The organism is Rhodobacteraceae bacterium D3-12 (assembly GCA_025916135.1).
Lineage (GTDB): Bacteria > Pseudomonadota > Alphaproteobacteria > Rhodobacterales > Rhodobacteraceae > JAKGBX01.
Map to the genome: position 1 here is coordinate 3,932,185 of CP104793.1, position 17,055 is coordinate 3,949,239.

Annotated in this window: 15 protein-coding genes; 4 read left to right on the plus strand and 11 right to left on the minus strand. The window is 59.8% G+C overall.

The genetic code is table 11. The annotated features are described in order from the left end of the window. From N4R57_19415 to ccoN, 3 genes are read right to left on the minus strand one after another with little or no spacing between them, the layout of a single operon-like run. Entirely contained in the window at positions 1-192 is a 192-nt protein-coding gene (locus N4R57_19415; GenBank protein UYV37104.1) for a cbb3-type cytochrome c oxidase subunit 3, read from the minus strand. Positions 193-204: 12 nt separating this feature from the next. Further along, complete coding sequence (gene ccoO / locus N4R57_19420; protein UYV37105.1) at positions 205-933, minus strand: cytochrome-c oxidase, cbb3-type subunit II; 729 nt, start codon at positions 931-933, stop codon at positions 205-207. Positions 934-947: 14 nt separating this feature from the next. Further along, positions 948-2,552, minus strand: coding sequence for a cytochrome-c oxidase, cbb3-type subunit I (gene ccoN / locus N4R57_19425; GenBank protein UYV37106.1), 1,605 nt, complete (start codon positions 2,550-2,552; stop codon positions 948-950). Between the two features lie 203 nt (positions 2,553-2,755). Here ccoN and N4R57_19430 point away from each other — a divergent pair, with 203 nt between their 5' ends. Continuing rightward, positions 2,756-3,595: a universal stress protein gene (locus N4R57_19430; protein UYV37107.1), complete on the plus strand. Its 840-nt coding sequence runs from the start codon at positions 2,756-2,758 to the stop codon at positions 3,593-3,595. Between the two features lie 77 nt (positions 3,596-3,672). On the opposite strand, the gene N4R57_19435 is transcribed toward N4R57_19430, so the two are convergent. After that, a complete protein-coding gene (locus N4R57_19435; protein ID UYV37108.1) occupies positions 3,673-4,419 on the minus strand; it encodes a Crp/Fnr family transcriptional regulator in 747 nt (248 codons plus the stop codon). 68 nt (positions 4,420-4,487) lie between these two features. On the opposite strand from N4R57_19435, the gene hemN reads away from it, so the two are divergent. Further along, entirely contained in the window at positions 4,488-5,843 is a 1,356-nt protein-coding gene (hemN, locus tag N4R57_19440; protein ID UYV37109.1) for an oxygen-independent coproporphyrinogen III oxidase, read from the plus strand. A 100-nt stretch (positions 5,844-5,943) separates the two neighbouring features. On the opposite strand, the gene N4R57_19445 is transcribed toward hemN, so the two are convergent. The 5 genes from N4R57_19445 to N4R57_19465 all read right to left on the minus strand — a co-directional run bounded on the left by N4R57_19445 (position 5,944) and on the right by N4R57_19465 (position 12,391). After that, positions 5,944-7,536 carry an ABC transporter ATP-binding protein gene (locus tag N4R57_19445; protein ID UYV37110.1) on the minus strand — a complete coding sequence of 531 codons (1,593 nt, stop codon included), beginning with the start codon at positions 7,534-7,536 and terminating at the stop codon, positions 5,944-5,946. Further along, positions 7,533-8,639, minus strand: coding sequence for an ABC transporter permease (locus N4R57_19450; GenBank protein ID UYV37111.1), 1,107 nt, complete (start codon positions 8,637-8,639; stop codon positions 7,533-7,535). Before N4R57_19450 ends, N4R57_19445 begins: the two co-directional genes overlap by 4 nt. After that, positions 8,639-9,751: a microcin C ABC transporter permease YejB gene (locus tag N4R57_19455; protein ID UYV37112.1), complete on the minus strand. Its 1,113-nt coding sequence runs from the start codon at positions 9,749-9,751 to the stop codon at positions 8,639-8,641. Before N4R57_19455 ends, N4R57_19450 begins: the two co-directional genes overlap by 1 nt. Before the next feature lie 7 nt (positions 9,752-9,758). After that, entirely contained in the window at positions 9,759-11,675 is a 1,917-nt protein-coding gene (locus N4R57_19460; GenBank protein UYV37113.1) for an extracellular solute-binding protein, read from the minus strand. A 197-nt stretch (positions 11,676-11,872) separates the two neighbouring features. After that, on the minus strand, positions 11,873-12,391 hold the full coding sequence (locus N4R57_19465) for a c-type cytochrome (GenBank protein UYV37114.1): 519 nt from the start codon (positions 12,389-12,391) through the stop codon (positions 11,873-11,875). Positions 12,392-12,513: 122 nt separating this feature from the next. On the opposite strand from N4R57_19465, the gene N4R57_19470 reads away from it, so the two are divergent. Next, positions 12,514-13,344, plus strand: coding sequence for a prephenate dehydratase (locus N4R57_19470; GenBank protein ID UYV37115.1), 831 nt, complete (start codon positions 12,514-12,516; stop codon positions 13,342-13,344). 78 nt (positions 13,345-13,422) lie between these two features. Here the strand turns inward: N4R57_19470 and N4R57_19475 are convergent, their stop codons facing one another. Beyond that, positions 13,423-13,890, minus strand: a complete 468-nt coding sequence (locus N4R57_19475) for an SRPBCC family protein (GenBank protein ID UYV37116.1) — start codon at positions 13,888-13,890, stop codon at positions 13,423-13,425. Positions 13,891-13,936: 46 nt separating this feature from the next. Continuing rightward, a complete protein-coding gene (gene nudC / locus N4R57_19480; GenBank protein ID UYV37117.1) occupies positions 13,937-14,929 on the minus strand; it encodes an NAD(+) diphosphatase in 993 nt (330 codons plus the stop codon). Between the two features lie 242 nt (positions 14,930-15,171). On the opposite strand from nudC, the gene N4R57_19485 reads away from it, so the two are divergent. Beyond that, entirely contained in the window at positions 15,172-17,052 is a 1,881-nt protein-coding gene (locus tag N4R57_19485; protein ID UYV37118.1) for a bifunctional 2',3'-cyclic-nucleotide 2'-phosphodiesterase/3'-nucleotidase, read from the plus strand. Positions 17,053-17,055 lie beyond the last annotated feature (3 nt).

Below are 17,055 nucleotides of genomic sequence, written 5' to 3' on the forward strand. Positions count from 1 at the left end.
TTAGGCCTCCTTCTCGCCCTTGGCGGGCGCGGGCTTGTCTTCGTTCCGAAACGGAATGTTTGCCACGTCGCGATAGGTCTTCGTGCTTCCCGGTCGGAACAGAACCCAAAGGACCATCACGACAAAAAAGGTGAAGAGAGCAAGCAACATCCAGCTGTCGGCGAACTCACGCAAAAGGGAATAGGTTTCCATCTCTATGCCCCCCTACCGGCTCGCGTCGGGGGTGAAGGTCGTGAAATCAACCAACGTGCCCAACATCTGAAGATAAGCGACCAGCGCATCCATTTCCGAGATCCCGGGCCGCCCGTCAAAGTTGCGCACCTGAACCTTTTCGCCATACCGCTCCAACAGCCCGTCATAGTCACTGTCCGGGTCGCTCTGAGCGCGGAAATCCGCCTTGGCATTCGCAATCATTTCCTCGCTGTAAGGCACACCAACAAACTTGTGGGTCGCCAAAAGCTCATCGACATAATTGCCTTCGATCAGCTTGTTTTCGAGGAACGCATACTTCGGCATCACCGATTCCGGCACCACCGATTGCGGATCGCGAAGGTGGTCCACATGCCACTCATCCGAATAGCGGCCACCAACGCGGGCCAAATCCGGCCCGGTCCGCTTGGATCCCCACTGGAACGGATGGTCATACTGTGACTCCGCCGCCAGCGAATAGTGGCCATAGCGCTCGACCTCGTCCCGCATGGGGCGGATCATCTGGCTGTGACAGACATAGCACCCTTCGCGGATATAGATGTCACGCCCGGTCAACTCGAGCGGGGTGTAGGGGCGCATGCCGTCCACATCCTCGATCGTGTTTTCCAACCAGAACAGCGGTGCGATCTGCACCATCCCACCAATCGTCACCACCAAAAGGGCAAAGACCGCGAGCAAGGTTACGTTTCTTTCAAGGACTGCGTGTTTGTCGAGAATAGACATGTCTCCGGCCCTCCTTATTCAGCCGGGACTGCGCTGTTGTCGGCCGCAACGGCCGGCGAACGCTTCACAGTCATCCAGAGGTTATAACACATGATGATCGCTCCACCGAGGAACAGAACACCGCCCAGGCCGCGCACGACATACATCGGGAACTTCGCAGCAACCGTGTCCGCGAACGAGTTCACAAGGAAACCGTTTGCATCCACTTCACGCCACATCAGGCCTTCCATGATCCCCGTGACCCACATCGAGGCCGCATAGAGAATGATGCCAATCGTGGCGAGCCAGAAGTGCCAGCTCACAAGCGAGAGACTATAGAGCCGCTCCTTGTTCCACAGTTTCGGCACAAGGAAGTAGAGCGCCCCAAAGGTGATCATACCGTTCCAGCCCAAAGCGCCGGAATGCACGTGACCAATGGTCCAGTCGGTATAGTGGCTCAGGCTGTTGACCGCGCGGATCGACATCATCGGCCCTTCAAAGGTGGACATGCCGTAAAAGCCGATCGAGATCACCATCATCCGAATGATCGGATCGGTGCGCAGCTTGTCCCATGCCCCACTCAGGGTCATCAGACCGTTGATCATCCCACCCCAGCTCGGCATCCACAGCACGATCGAGAACACCATGCCAAGGGTCGATGCCCAATCCGGCAGAGCGGTGTAATGCAAGTGGTGCGGACCGGCCCAGATATAAAGGAAGATCAGCGCCCAGAAGTGGATGATCGACAGTTTATAGCTGAACACAGGGCGCTCGGCCTGCTTGGGCACAAAGTAGTACATCATCCCAAGGAAACCAGCCGTCAGGAAGAAGCCCACGGCGTTGTGGCCATACCACCACTGCGTCATGGCATCCTGCACACCGCTGAACACCTGCACCGACTTGGATCCCCAAATCGACACGGGAATGCTCAGGTTGTTCACAATATGAAGCATCGCAACGGTCAGGATAAAGGACAGATAGAACCAGTTCGCGACATAGATATGCGGCTCCTTACGCTTCATCAGCGTCCCGGCAAAAACCAGCAGGTAAGCAACCCAGACGATGGTCAGCCACCAGTCAACATACCATTCCGGCTCCGCGTATTCTTTTGATTGGGTGGCCCCGAACAGGTAACCGGTCGCCGCCAGCAAAATGAAAAGCTGATAACCCCAGAACACGAACCAAACCAGGTCCCCGCCCCAAAGCCGTGCCGCGCTTGTCCGCTGCACCACATAAAGCGATGTGGTAATAAGCGCGGTGCCGCCGAACGCGAAAATCACGGCGCTGGTGTGCAGCGGCCGCAAACGCCCGAAGTTGGCAAATCCTTGCGCCCACTCAAAGTTGAGCCCCGGAAACGCCAGCTGAAACGCGATTGTCACGCCGACCAAAAAGCCGACAACGCCCCAGAACGCCGTAAGCGCCACGCCAAGACGGATTGGACCGTCCATATATTCGCCCGACACATCGACCACTTTCACCGGATCTCCGGTGCGGCGCAGCGTCCAGATGAAAAACACAAAGGCGACAAGCGCCACTTCCAGTGCATTCACCATGTAAGCCACGTCACGCGCATAAGAGGCCGCGATCAACGCCAAAAGCGTGATCAGGCCAAACACGATCAGCTTGATGTAGTTACCCATTTTTTGTCCCTTCGTCCTGACCCACGCGATTCGGTTTCCCGCGCAGGGTAATTTGACTGGCATTGTAATGGTCGCACTGACCGCGTGACCGCTTTGATCTGCATCAAGAAAAACGCACTGATTTTCTGATACGCATCAAAGTAACAGTTTGAATGCCCAGATTATCATCTGTTTGAAATAATCCAACGCCAGAGGGAAAAACAATGGCCTACAAGTCTCTGTTCACGGTCCTCACAGACCCCGCATTCGCCGAGAACGTGCTGACGCATGGCATTGCCATCGCCAACGCCGCCGATGCCCACCTCGAAGTCCTCTGCCTTGGCGTCGACCGAAGCCAGACCGGCTATTACTACGCCGGTGCCAACGCGATGGTGCTTCAGGAAACCATCAACCGTGCCCAGGAAGAAGCCGAAGCCGTTGAAGAGGCCTGCAAGAAAATCCTCACCGGCTCCAATATCCGCTGGAGCACCGACAGCGGTGTCGCACAGCTTGCCGATCTTGGGCGTCACGTTGCCGGACACGCACGGTTCTCCGATCTGGCCATTCTGCCTAAACCCTATGGCAAAAATCACGGCGCCGAACTCGAACCCGTGGTCGAATCGGCCATGTTCGAAGGTCAGACCCCCGTGCTCGTCGTCCCTGACGACGGCCCGCCCCGCCCGGCCCCTAAAACAGTCATGGTCGGCTGGAACGAAAGCTCCGAGGCGCTAAATGCCGTGCGTGCCGCGCTTCCGGTTCTGAAATCTGCGGAAAAGGTGCACGTCGTGGTCATTGATCCGCCGGTGCATGGCCCCAACCGCTCTGATCCGGGCGGGCTGTTGTCACAATATCTCTCGCGTCACGGCGTCCGGGCCGAGGTCGATGTGCTGTCCAAAACCCTGCCGCGTGTGTCCGATGTTCTCAAACGTCACGCCGCCGACATCGAAGCCGACCTGATCGTCATGGGCGCCTACGGCCATTCCCGCTTCCGCGAGGCGATCTTGGGCGGCGCCACCCGCTACATGCTCGAACAGGCCGAATTGCCGGTGTTCATGGCGCATTAAAACGACCAGACAGCGAAGCAATCATCGAAACAGGCGCCCCCTTCCGGGCGCCTGTTTTTTTGGCGTTTATTTCAGGCTCAGGCGAACATCCCGCCGTCGCTGTCGTCGCCCGCTTCTTCCATCAAACGGCTGAAATCCGGCACCGTCACGTGGCGTTTGCCTTCCAGCACAATCACCCCGTCCCGCTTTAACGCGCTGATCTGGCGGCTCACGGTTTCCAGCGTCAGCCCAAGGTAGTCCGCCATCGCTTCACGGGTCAGCGGCAATTCAAACGCCATTGGCCCGCGCATGGCGCTGCCCTTCAACGTCACCCCGCGCCGCGCGACGATACTCAACAGACTGGCGATCTTCTCGCGCGCCGTCTTGCGCCCCAGAACCAGCATCCATTCCCGCGCCGCGTCCAGCTCATCCAGCGTCATTTCCAACAGCCGATGCGCAATATGCGGCGTGCGCTCCATCATCTGCTCGAACGGTTTCTTGCGGAAACAGCACATCACCAGATCGGTCGTCGCCACCACGTCATAGGCCGCACCATCGCGCCCCGGACGCCCGACAAAATCGCTCGGCAACAACAGGCCCACCATCTGCGTGCGTCCGTCCTCCATAGTCTGCGTCAACGTGCCGATCCCGGTCACGACCGAGCCGACAAAATCCATCCGGTCGCCGGACCATACAACGGTCTGCCCGGCCTCAAAGGTCCGGTAATACTTGAACGATTCCAGCTCGGACAACTCATCCGTCTCACAGCGCGCGCAAACCGCCCGATGCCGGATCGGACAATCAGAGCAATCAGGCTCGATCGACTTGATTTTTTCTTTCAGCATAAAGTTTCGTTTCGCGCGGTTGATCTGGGTCAAAGATTAGCAAGGAATTCACCTATAACGGTAGCCGCATGATAAGCGAAACACAACTCTCCGAGATGGGTCTATTTGACGCGAAAGTCCCGCGTTACACGTCCTATCCAACGGCCCCGCACTTCAATACCGGCGTTGGCGCTGGTGAGTTCACCTCATGGATCGGTGCAATCGCACCGGGGAGCGAAATCTCGCTCTATATCCACGTGCCCTTCTGTCGTCGCCTGTGCTGGTTCTGCGCCTGTCGCACCCAAGGCACCCAAAGCGACGCGCCGGTGCAGGCCTATCTCGAAACCCTGCTGGCCGAGCTGAAAATGCTCAAGACGACCCTGCCCGCAGGCGTCAAACTCTCTCGCCTGCATTGGGGCGGCGGCACGCCCACGCTTCTGACCGCGCCGATGATGCGCGATCTCGCCGGAGCCATCGCCGATGTCGCGCCCTTTACCGACACCTATGAATTTTCCGTCGAAATCGACCCGAACGAAATCGACGGGGCCCGCCTTGATGCGCTCGCCGCTGCTGGCATGAACCGCGCCTCCATCGGGGTGCAGGACTTTGACGAGGCGATCCAGAAAACCATCGGTCGGCTGCAAAGCTTTGAAATCACCCGCGACGCGGTGCTCGAAATCCGCGCCCGTGGGGTGCATTCGCTCAACGCTGACATCCTGTTCGGCCTGCCCGACCAAACCACGGGCCGCATCACCGACAGCGTGCAAAAACTCCTCGCTCTCGGCCCTGATCGCGTGGCGCTCTATGGCTATGCCCACGTCCCGTGGATGGCCAAACGGCAACAGCTTATTCCCTCTGACAAGCTGCCAACCCCGCAAGAGCGGCTCGCGCTATTTGAAACCGCACGCCGGTTGTTCCTCTGGGACAATTACGCCGAAATCGGGATCGACCATTTCGCCGTGCATGGCGACGGGCTGGAAACCGCCCAGACGAACGGCACGCTCCGGCGCAATTTTCAGGGCTACACCGACGATCCCGCCGATGTTCTGATTGGCCTCGGTGCTTCGTCAATCTCGCGCTTCCCGCAAGGCTATGCGCAAAACGCACCGGCCACATCGGCCCACACGATGAAAATCCGCGAAGGGCGTTTTTCCACGTCACGCGGCCATGTCTTTACCGCCGATGACAAGCTGCGCTCGCGGTTGATCGAAATGCTGATGTGCGATTTTTCCATCGACAGCGCCGAAATCCTGCGCGACCACGCGATCACAAAGTCCGAGCTTTCGGCGATGTTCGAGCGGGTTCAAACCGAATTCCGCGGTGTGCTCAGCATCACTGACTCCGGCCTCGCTATCCCCGATGGCGCCCGCCCCCTGACCCGGATGATCGCCCGCGCGTTTGATGCCTTTGATCTGTCCAAAGCGGGCCACAGCTCGGCGATCTAACGCTGCTTTGGGGAAGGTGGGGTGAAACCCCACCCTACACCCCCGGCTCGGGGTGTTTTCTGCATCCGCGTAGGGTGGGGTTTCACCCCACCACCCCGCATCACCTGGCTTTCAGATCCAGCGCCGCCGCCAACAACGTGCGCGTATATTCGCCGCGGGGCCGCTCGAAAATATCCTCCGCGCTGCCCGCCTCGACGATGTCGCCCTGCTTCATCACGATCATCTTGTGGCTCATTGCGCGCACCACGTTCAAATCGTGGCTGATGAACAAATAGGCCAAGCCATATTTGCGCTGCAACTCGCGCAACAGGTCCACGATCTGCACCTGCACCGTCATGTCCAACGCGCTCGTCGGCTCGTCCAACACCACCAGCTTGGGGCGCAAGATCATTGCCCGTGCAATCGCGATCCGCTGGCGCTGGCCGCCGCTGAACTCATGCGGATACCGGTCCATCGTTGCCGGGTCCAACCCGGTCTCGACCATCACCTCGGCCACCAACTCACGCGCGTCGCGCCCGTCGGGGTTGCCATGCACGCCAAGACCCTCGGCAATGATCTGCTCGCAACTCATCCGCGGGCTCAGCGACCCGAACGGGTCCTGAAACACGATCTGCATTTCGCGGCGCAAATCACGCAGCTTTTTGGTCGACCAGTCCCGCACGTTCTCGCCATTGAAACTGATCCCCCCTTCCGAGGAAATCAGCCGCATGATCGCCAGCGCCAGCGTCGTTTTGCCCGACCCGCTTTCGCCCACAATCCCAAGCGTTTCACCGGCGCGCACGTCGATGCTCGCCTCGTTCACCGCCTTCACATGGCCAACCGTCTTGCGAAAGAACCCGGCCTGAATCGGGAACCAAACCCTAAGCTTGTCGGTCTGAACCAGACCCTTTGCACCCTCCGGCACCGGCCCCGGCGCGCCGGTCGCCCGCGCGCCCAAAAGCTTCTGGGTATAGGGGTGCTTGGGATCGGCGAACAACGCCGCCGTCTCGCCGGATTCGACGATCTCGCCATCCTTCATCACGCACACCCGGTCGGCAAACCGCTGCACAATCCCAAGGTCATGGGTGATGAACAAAAGCCCCATATTTTCCGAGCGTTTCAACTCGGCCAAAAGCTCAAGTATCTGCGCCTGAATGGTCACATCCAACGCCGTCGTCGGCTCGTCCGCGACCAGAATATCGGGCGTATTGGCCAGCGCCATCGCGATCATTACGCGTTGCCGCTGTCCACCGCTCAACTGATGCGGATAGGCCCCCAAACGGCTCTCGGCATCGCGAATCCCGACGCGCTCCAACAGGTCCAGAATGCGCGTGCGCACCGCGCTCCCGCTCAACCCCTGATGAAGCTCAAGCGATTCCGACAGTTGCTTCTCAATCGTGTGCAGCGGGTTCAGGCTGGTCATCGGCTCTTGGAAAATAAAGCTGATGTCGTTGCCCCGCACCTTGCGCAGCATCGCCTCATCCGCCCCGACCATCTCTTGCCCGTCATAAGTGACCGAGCCTTCGACCTCCGCACTCGTCGGCAGCAATGACACCGTCGACAAAGCCGTCACCGATTTTCCCGATCCGCTCTCGCCGACCAAGGCAACCGTCTCGCCGCGATCCACGGTGAACGACACGCCTTTCACGGCCTCATTCACCTTGCCGTCCTGCCGGAACGACACCTTCAACCCCTTAACTTCAAGCAAACTCATTGAAAGGTCTTCCTTGGGTCAAACGCGTCGCGCACGCCTTCAAATATGAACACCAGCAGCGACAGCATGATCACAAAGGTAAAGAACGCCGCAAAGCCCAGCCACGGCGCCTGAAGGTTCTCCTTGGCCTGCAACGTCAACTCGCCCAGCGACGGCGCCGAAGCCGGCAAACCAAAGCCGAGGAAATCAAGGCTCGCCAGCAAGGCAATCGTGCCCGTCACGATAAACGGCAGCATCGTCACCGTCGCCACCATCGCATTGGGCAACATGTGGCGGAACATAATCGTGGTGTTGCTCACGCCCAGCGCCTTGGCCGCGCGCACATACTCAAGGTTGCGCGCCCGCAAAAACTCGGCCCTGACGACCCCCACCAACGCGGTCCACCCGAACAGCACGGTGATAAACACCAACAGCCAGAAATTTCGCCCAAACACCGCGAACATGATGATGATCACATAGAGCTGCGGCGTCGCACCCCAAATCTCGATCAATCGCTGAAAGATAAGGTCGACCCAGCCGCCAAAATACCCCTGCACCGCCCCCGCGATAATGCCCAGCACACTGGCCATCGCGGTCACGATCAAGGTGAAAAACACCGACATTCGGAAGCCATAGATCACCTTGGCCAAAACGTCGCGCTTGGTGTCATCCGTGCCCAACAAGTTGCCCTCGCCCGGCGGCAAGGGGGCCGCGCCCAACCGATCCACCGGCGTATCGAACGAATAGGGGATAATCGGCCAGATCGCCCACCCCTTCTCGATCTTCTCGCCCTCGATCACACCGTCCTGCGCATCCGCAAAAATGGCGTCCGGCTCGTCAAAGCACAAATCCGACCCGCCACTTTCAATCAGACACTTCACCTCCGGGTCGGTATAGGTCGCCTCGGTCGGGAAATCCCCGCCAAACGCGGTCTCGGGGTAAAACTGGAAGATCGGCGCATAGAACTCACCGCGATACTTGATCAGGATCGGCTTGTCGTTGGCCACGAACTCCGCAAACAGCGTGATCGTAAACAACACGCTGAATATAATCAGCGACCAATACGCCCGCCCGTTGCGGCGGAAATTGCGCCACCGGCGCTGGTTGATCGGCGAAAGAGCCATCAGCCTTCCCTCCGCTCGAAATCAATCCGCGGATCGACAAACACATACATCGCGTCCGAAATGATCCCCACGACCAAACCGATCAGCCCGAAAATGAACAACGTGCCAAACATCACCGGATAATCCCGTTGCAACGCCGCCTCAAACCCAAGACGCCCCAAACCGTCCAAGGTGAAAATCGTCTCGATAATCAGGGACGATCCGAAAAACACGCCGATAAACACCGACGGGAAACCGGCAATCACGATCAACATCGCGTTGCGAAACACGTGCCCATAAAGCACCCGGTTCTCGCTCAACCCCTTGGCCCGCGCTGTCATCACGTAATGCTTCTTGATCTCGTCCAAGAAGCTGTTCTTGGTCAAAAGGGTCAGCGTCGCAAACCCCGAAATCGTCGAGGCCGTCACCGGCAACGCGATGTGCCACAGGTAATCAACCACCTTGCCGAACACGCTATAGCTTTCCCAATCATCACTGGTCAGCCCCCGCGACGGGAACCACTGCCAATATGAGCCGCCCGCGAACAGAACCAACAACATGATCGCAAACAGGAAGCCGGGAATGGCATAGCCCATGATGATCGCCGCGCTGGTCCATGTGTCAAACGACGATCCATCCCGCACCGCTTTGCGAATGCCCAGCGGGATCGAAATCAGATACGCCAAAAGCGTGCTCCACAAACCCAAGGTGATCGACACCGGCATCTTTTCCAGCACCAGATCAATCACGCTGATCGACCGGAAATAGCTCTCGCCAAAATCCAGCCGCATATAGTTCCACATCATCTGCCCAAAGCGTTCCAGCGGCGGCTTGTCAAAGCCGAACTCCTTTTCCAACTGGTCGATGAACTCCTTGGGCAATCCGCGCGCGCCGACATAGCGCTCATCGCCGGTCGAGCCTTGGAAAAACTCCTCGCGATCCAAGCCGGTATTGCCGGTATCACCGCCGCCCCCGGCAAAGCCCTCAAACACGTCGCCGCCGCCCTGAAGCTGTGCCAGAACCTGCTCAACCGGGCCGCCCGGCACGAATTGAACCAGAACAAAGTTAACCACCATAATCCCGATCAGCGTCGGAATAATAAGCAGCAATCGCCGTGCGAAATAGGCTCCCATGCGCGGCTTACCTCAACGCGCCCGACGCCTTAAGCGCCGCTTCCTTTTCAGGGTTCACCCACCAGAAATCGAGTATCCCAAGGTCAAGCGGAGGGATCTCTTCGGGGTGCTCATACATGTTCCAATATGCGACCCAATATTTGTCTTTGTACCACATCGGGATCATGAACCGCTCGTGGCGCAAAACCCGGTCCAAAGCCATCAACGCGGTCATCTCGTCCTCGCGGTTGGTGGTTTCCAGCGACCGTTTGATGATCTCGTCCACCAGAGGGCTGGCAAGCCCGGCAGGGTTGAACAGGCTGATCGCCGCCTCGTCCGACCCATACATCTGCATCAACCCCGTCCCCGAAGCGAGGAACGAGCGGTAGCCGTCATAGATCATGTCATAGTCGAAATCGCGCGTGCGCAGCGTGTATTGGGCGCTGTCGATCTGGTCAAAACTGGCGTTCACACCCATCCGCGTCAGGCTCTGGGCATAGGTCTCGACCGCCGCGCTCAACGTCGATGATACGCTCGCCGGCAACAGGATCGTCACGTCCAGCGTCTTGCCCTCGGCGTTGCGCAACCGGCCCTTGTCGTCCACGGTCCAGCCGGCGTCGCTCAGCATTTTCAACGCTTTGCGCAGGTTGCGCCGGTCCTGCGGGCGGGCCGGCTTTGACGTATGCGCCATCACCGCCGGTTCCGTCAGTATCTCCTGCGGCACCTCGGCCTTGAGCGATTTGAAAAACTCAAGCTCCGCCCCCTCGGGGGTGCCTTTGGCCATATGCGGCGCATTCTCGACAAACGAATGGCGCTGCGCAAACAACCCGTATTGAAGCGACGCATTGGTCCACTCAAAGTTAAAGGCAAGGCTCAACGCTTCGCGCACCCGCTTGTCCTTCATGTTGTCGCGCCGCATGTTGAACACCAACCCGCTCGGCGTGGGCGGCGTCCCGTCGGGAAGCTCAACAACCTTCACGTTGCCCTTCTGCACCGCCGGAAAATCATAGCTCGTCGCCCATTTCTTGGGGTCGCTTTCCGACCGCAAAAGGAATGTGCCGGTTTTGAAATTCTCGAACGCGGTGGAATCGTCGGCGAAATACTCAATACGGATTTTATCGAAATTGTGCCGCCCCACGTTGCGCGGCAAATCCTTGCCCCAATAGTCCGGGTTGCGCTTATAGGTCACGCGCCGCCCGACAACGACCTCATCCGCCACATAGGGCCCCGACCCCGGCGAATGCGTCAGCCGCGATTCATCCAGCCGCGCGCCGGTCTCCTCATACCACTTCTTCGAGAAAACAGGCGTGCCACCGACCTGATCAATCAGGCTGCGGCGTGAAATCCCCTCGGCAAAGGTGAACTTGACCGTGTGATCGTCCAACGCCTCGGCGCTCAGAATGCGTTTCTTCACCGCCAACGCATATGACGGCAGGCCTTGCTCGATGAACAGATTGTGCGAAAACACAACGTCATGCGCCGTCACCGGCGTCCCGTCCGAAAATTTCGCCTCGGGCCGCATGTGGAAAATCACCCATGTCTTGCCCTCGTCATACTCAAGGCTCTCGGCCAGCAACCCATAGGATTCGCCATAGGCATCCGCAGGCCCGTCGCCCAACAGGCTCTCATAGATCGTCCAGATCTGCGTGCCCGTCGCCTTGCCCTTGCGGGTATAGGGGTTCAACGAATTGAACGTGCCGCTCACGCTAATGGCCAACTCTCCGCCCTTGGGCGCATCCGGGTTCACATAGTTGAAATGCTTGAAATCGGCGGGGTATTTCAGCTCCCCGAAATAGCTATAGCCGTGGCTCTTGATGATCTTGTCGTCGCCGCGCACCGGCCCGGCAATCAACGCCAGCACCAGACCGGCCATCATCACCCCCTGAAGGATCACGCCCCACGGCGCGCTGTCCACACTCTGGGCTTTGCTCATCGCTCTGTGCATATCGCTCATCCTCCTGCCACTCCCGCCATTCAGCGGCGCGTTCTGGTTGGCCTCAAGCTAATGGTCCCGGCCCTCCATGTTCAAGTTGAGAATACGTGATATCCCCGTGATTGCGCCCCCTTAAGGCGATAAAAAAGCCGCCCCGCGATGCGCCGGGCGGCTTTTGTCGTCAATTTCCTGTGAGTGCCGCCTAAGGATCAGCCGCCCAGCGACTGAAGATAGGCAATCACATTGGCGCGGTCCTTGGCTTTCTTCAGCCCGGCAAAGCTCATCGACGTGCCCGGAGCCGCCGCTTTCGGGCTGGCCAGGAATGCGTCAAGCACTTCGGGTGTCCATGCCTCGCCCGCCTGTCCAAGGCTGCCGGAATAGCCACCGAAATCGGTGCTGCCAATCGCGCGCCCTACAACAGCATGAAGCGAAGGTCCGGTCGCATGCGCGCCCTCTTCCAGCTTGTGACATGCCTTGCACTTCGAAAAGACTTTCGAGCCTTTCTTTACATCGGCTGCGGCCAACAATTCTTCAAACGTCGGGCCCTCTTCCTTGGGTCCGTCATTGCTGTCGCCACCTTCCACTTCGATGACATAGGCCGCTGCATGATCGTCGCCATGGCCCCCGCCCATCGAATACAGGCCGTCCGCAGCCCATTTGCCCAGCATGAATACCAGCAACGCACCGCAAAATGCGCCGATGATCTTGGTGGAGGTCATAGTGTCCATTGGCTCGTTTCCAAATTGATCCCTTGCTGGCGCGTATCTATCCGCTTCCCCTTGCCCAAGGCAAGGTGTAGTTTCCGCGACCAATCGCCCCTTTTGGGGTTTTTCGACAGGATTATCAGGAAATGAGCAATCGAATCGCGTTTCAGGGGGAACCCGGCGCCTATTCGCACGAGGCCTGCCGCAAGGCCCGCCCCGATATGGAAGCCCTGCCCTGCAACACGTTTGAAGACGTGATCGCCGCTGTGCGCGATGGCGCGGCCGACCTCGCCATGCTGCCGGTCGAAAACACCACCTATGGCCGTGTTGCCGACATCCACCGCCTGTTGCCCGAAAGCGGCCTGCACATCGTCGATGAAGCCTTCGTGCGGGTGCAGATCTCCCTGCTTGGCATACCCGGCACGCCGCTCGACCAAATCCATACGGTGCGGGCGCATATGGTGCTGCTGCCGCAATCCGCCAGCTTCCTGCGCAGCCACGGAATCACCGCCCACGCCGCCGCCGACAGCGCCGGTGCCGCGGCCGATCTTGCCCGCCTGAAAACCGCAGGCGAAGGGGTGCTGGCCTCTGATCTTGCTGGCGAAATCTATGGTCTCGACGTGCTTGCCCGCGACATCGAAGACCACGGCCACAACACCACCCGCTTTGTCATCATGTCGCGCGAACCCGACACAACGCGCCGTGGCGATCTTGGCATGATGACCACCTTCGTTTTCGAAGTCCGCAACATTCCCGCCGCGCTTTACAAGGCGATGGGCGGTTTCGCCACCAATGGCGTCAACATGACCAAGCTGGAAAGCTACATGGTCGATGGCTCCTTCACCGCCACGCGATTCTATGCCGATATCGACGGCCACCCCGACGATGCCGATGTGAAGCGCGCCCTCGAAGAGCTCGAGTATTTCACGTCATATCTCGACATTCTCGGCGTCTATCCGGCAAACCGCGAACGCTAAACAACCTGCGCGCGCCCCGATGCTTCTGCACCGGGTGTGCCCGGATGCCTTTGCCCCGCGCATCACTGTCGCGCTGGCTCAAACCGTTTGCTGATACTTGTCTTCGGTGGTCTTGGCGAACTCGGCCACGCGCACCTTGAACCGCTTGTTCAGGCTCCCCTTGGCCAGCTTCATCGACTGCACCAAAAGCTTCGCAGACAAGCTCTGCGGTGCCAACTCAATGCTCAGATCAAGCCGTGTGCGCCCGCGTGACAGCGCCAACAGATCCACGGTCAACAGCCCGTTCAACCCGGTCAAACGGCTGTCGAACACCATATGGTGGCTCGGCGCATAGTCGACCATTTTCACAGCCATCTCGCGCCGTTTGCCGCGAAACGGAAAGGCGATGTCCCACGCCATGCCCTCGCCCGGCGCCTCAAGGCTATCGGTCCGCGCCACGTCCGCGCCGCGCCGCATGGCTTGCCGCTGGAATCCGTCGAAATCCGAAACAACGCCGAACACATACTCAATCGGCGCTTCGATATCTTCGCGTGTCGTGAATTTCATCGCATTATTTCCCCGTCAGGCCCGCACACCGGGGCAGAGTCTCGCCTCAATCCAATGTATCCGCAAGCCAGTTCCACAGAAGAAAATGCGCAATTGCACCTTTCCGCGCCGGTTTCAAAACCGGATGCCTGCCGGCGAACGCGTCGGTCATCTCTTCGCGCGTAAACCACGCGGCGTGCTCTATCTCAACTGGATCAATCTCGATCTCTTCGCTTATTGCCTCGCCCCAACAGCCGAACATCAACGAACTGGGATAGGGCCACGGTTGACTGGCAAGGTATCCGACCTCGCCAACCTTGACGTTGGTTTCCTCCAACACCTCGCGGCGCACGGCGGCCTCCATCGTCTCGCCCGGCTCCACAAATCCGGCCAATAGCGAATACATTCCTTCGGGCCAACCCGGCGAGCGGCCCATCAAAACCCTGTTGCCATGGGTGATCAACATGATGACCACCGGATCGGTGCGCGGAAAATGCGGCGTATTACAGGCCGGGCAAACCCGTTGCCACCCGGCTTGGCGCATCTCGCTCTGCTGGCCGCATTTGGCGCAAAAACGGTGGCTCCGGTGCCAGCTGAACATGGCCTTGGCGGTGACGATCAATTCGGCGTCGCGCGCGTTCACCCGCGTCATCACGGTGCGCAGCTCGACAAACGCCGACTCCTCCGGCGCATCGGGGTGTTGCTGCTCGCTCATGTCGATGAAATTGCCCAATTCCTCGCGGTCGAGCGCCTCTGGCGACCAGCCGGAAATGTCAAAGGCAAAGATCGGCCCACCGCCATTCTTCTCACCCTCCGGCGCCTCTTCCAGGCCCAGGAAAATCGGCGGCACCCGGCTTGATTTGATCACCGGATGATCCAGCTCAAGACGCACCAAAACGTCGCGCCCCTCGCCCGCCAAAAGCGGCTTGCCCCGCCAGATCACCAGCCCCCGCGCCCGCGTGTCGCTCATCGCTTCGGCAAGCTTGGCCTCGTCGCTTCTGATATGGCCCGCCCGGTCAAGGCCCGATCCACCGAATGTCACTGTCTCTGCAAATTTCATGCCCGTCTCCCTCGCCCTCCGTGTCGCATTTTTAGCGAAGCCTCACAATCCACCGCAACTCGGTTGCCTATTATTTAGCATCGCTGCGCAACTTAAAATTGATACCTGTGGATTTTTGCTCGCTTATATTGTTCTGCCTCTGCGCTTCCGCTACCGTCACCCCATGGCAGGCTCGGCTTTTATCCTGCCCCAAGGCGTTTTGTATAACGCAACATTGATAGTTTGTTTAACGAGTGACTCTGGTGGAAAAAGCGCAACCGCAACTTACGCTCAGGATACTACAAACCAGCGACCTCCACGGCGCTTTGCGCGGCCATGATTATCTCTCTGACAGCCCGAGCGAGGTGATCGGCCTCACCCGCACCGCAACCCTCATCCGCGAGGCGCGCGCCGGGGCCAGAAACACGCTTCTGTTTGATACCGGTGATTTCCTCCAAGGCAGCCCGATTTGCGATTTCGCCGCTGAAAACGATGCCGCCCCCGATGCGCTGCACCCGATGGTCACCGCCATGAACACGCTCAATTATGACGCGGTGACGCTGGGCAACCATGACTTCAACCATGGCGCCGATTTCCTCTTTGATGCGCTTGAACACGCCCGCTTTCCCGTCACCTCGGCCAATTTCGACATCGCCGGCCCGGCGACCAGACCGGGCTTTATCCCGCACCTCCTGCTAAAACGCCGGTTCTACGACGATACCGGCACGCCGGTGCGCTTCTGGATCGGAGTGACCGGCGCCTTGCCGCCGCAAACGCTCGACTGGGACCATCACCTCGCCGATGATTTCCGCACCGCCGATATGGTCACATCCATCCGCACCCAAGCGGCCAAACTGCGCGCCGCCGGGGCCAATCTCATCGTTGCGCTGGCACATACCGGGATCGACCCCGATGCCCCCGCCCAGAATGCAGAAAACGCGCTCATCGACATTGCCGCGATCGACGATGTTGACTTCGTGTTTGGCGGTCACACCCACACGGTGTTCCCCTCTGCCGATGCCCCATCTCACCCCGCCATCGACGCCACGCGCGGAACGATCCATGGCACCCCGGTCGTCATGCCCGGCTTTTGGGGCAATCACCTCGGTCAGCTGGACCTGACCCTCACCGGCACGGCCAACCACAATTGGACCATCACCTCGGCCACGCCCAACGTGCTGCCCCTGACCCGGCGTGACTGCCAAGGCAAGATCACCGCAACCACCCCCGAAGACCCCGCCCTTCTCGCCATAACCGAGCCGGATCACACTGCGGTGCTTGACTATATTCGCACCCCCATCGGCGAAACCACCACCCCGCTCCACAGCTTCTTTTCCCTGCTGGGCCATGACAGCGGACTCGACCTCGTCGCCACCGCCCAAACCAACGCGCTTGCCGCCGCCGTCGCCGGAACCGACCTCGCTGACCTGGCCATCCTGTCCTCCGCCGCCCCCCTCAAAACCGGGCGCCGCTCCGGCCCGGACCACTACACCCATATCCCGCCCGGCCCCCTCACCCGGCGCAGCCTCGCCGACCTGTATTACTACCCCAACACGCTCGTCGCCCTGCGTATCACCGGCGCCGGCCTGCGCGACTGGCTCGAACATAGCGCCAGCCTGTTCTCCACCCTGACCCCCGGCACGGCCCACGACACCCCCCTGCTCGATGACCACTTCCCCGGCTACAAATTCGAGGTCATCCACGGGCTGCGCTACCAGATCGACCCCTCCCAACCGCCCCGCTTTGACGCCCGCAACACCCGGATCAACCCGACCTCCCGCCGGATCACCCAACTGCTCGGGAACGATGCGCCGGTGAAGGATGACCAAACCTTCCTGCTCGCCACCAACACCTACCGCGCCCACGGCATCGGCCTCGACATGTTCCTGCCTGAGGCCCGCCCTGTGATCGCCTTCGACACCCGCCAACCCAACCGCGACATCCTGCGCCAGCATATCCAGAACCACAGCCCCCTCAGCCATACGCCTCAACCGACCTGGAGCTTCGCCCCCCTGTCCGGCACCACCGCTCTGTTCGAGACCTCACCAAACGCGCGCGCCCACCTCTCCGACCCCGCCCTCCCCCGGCTCAGCGACCTCGGAGACACCCCCCAAGGCTTCGCCCGCCTCCGCATCACCCTCTGACAA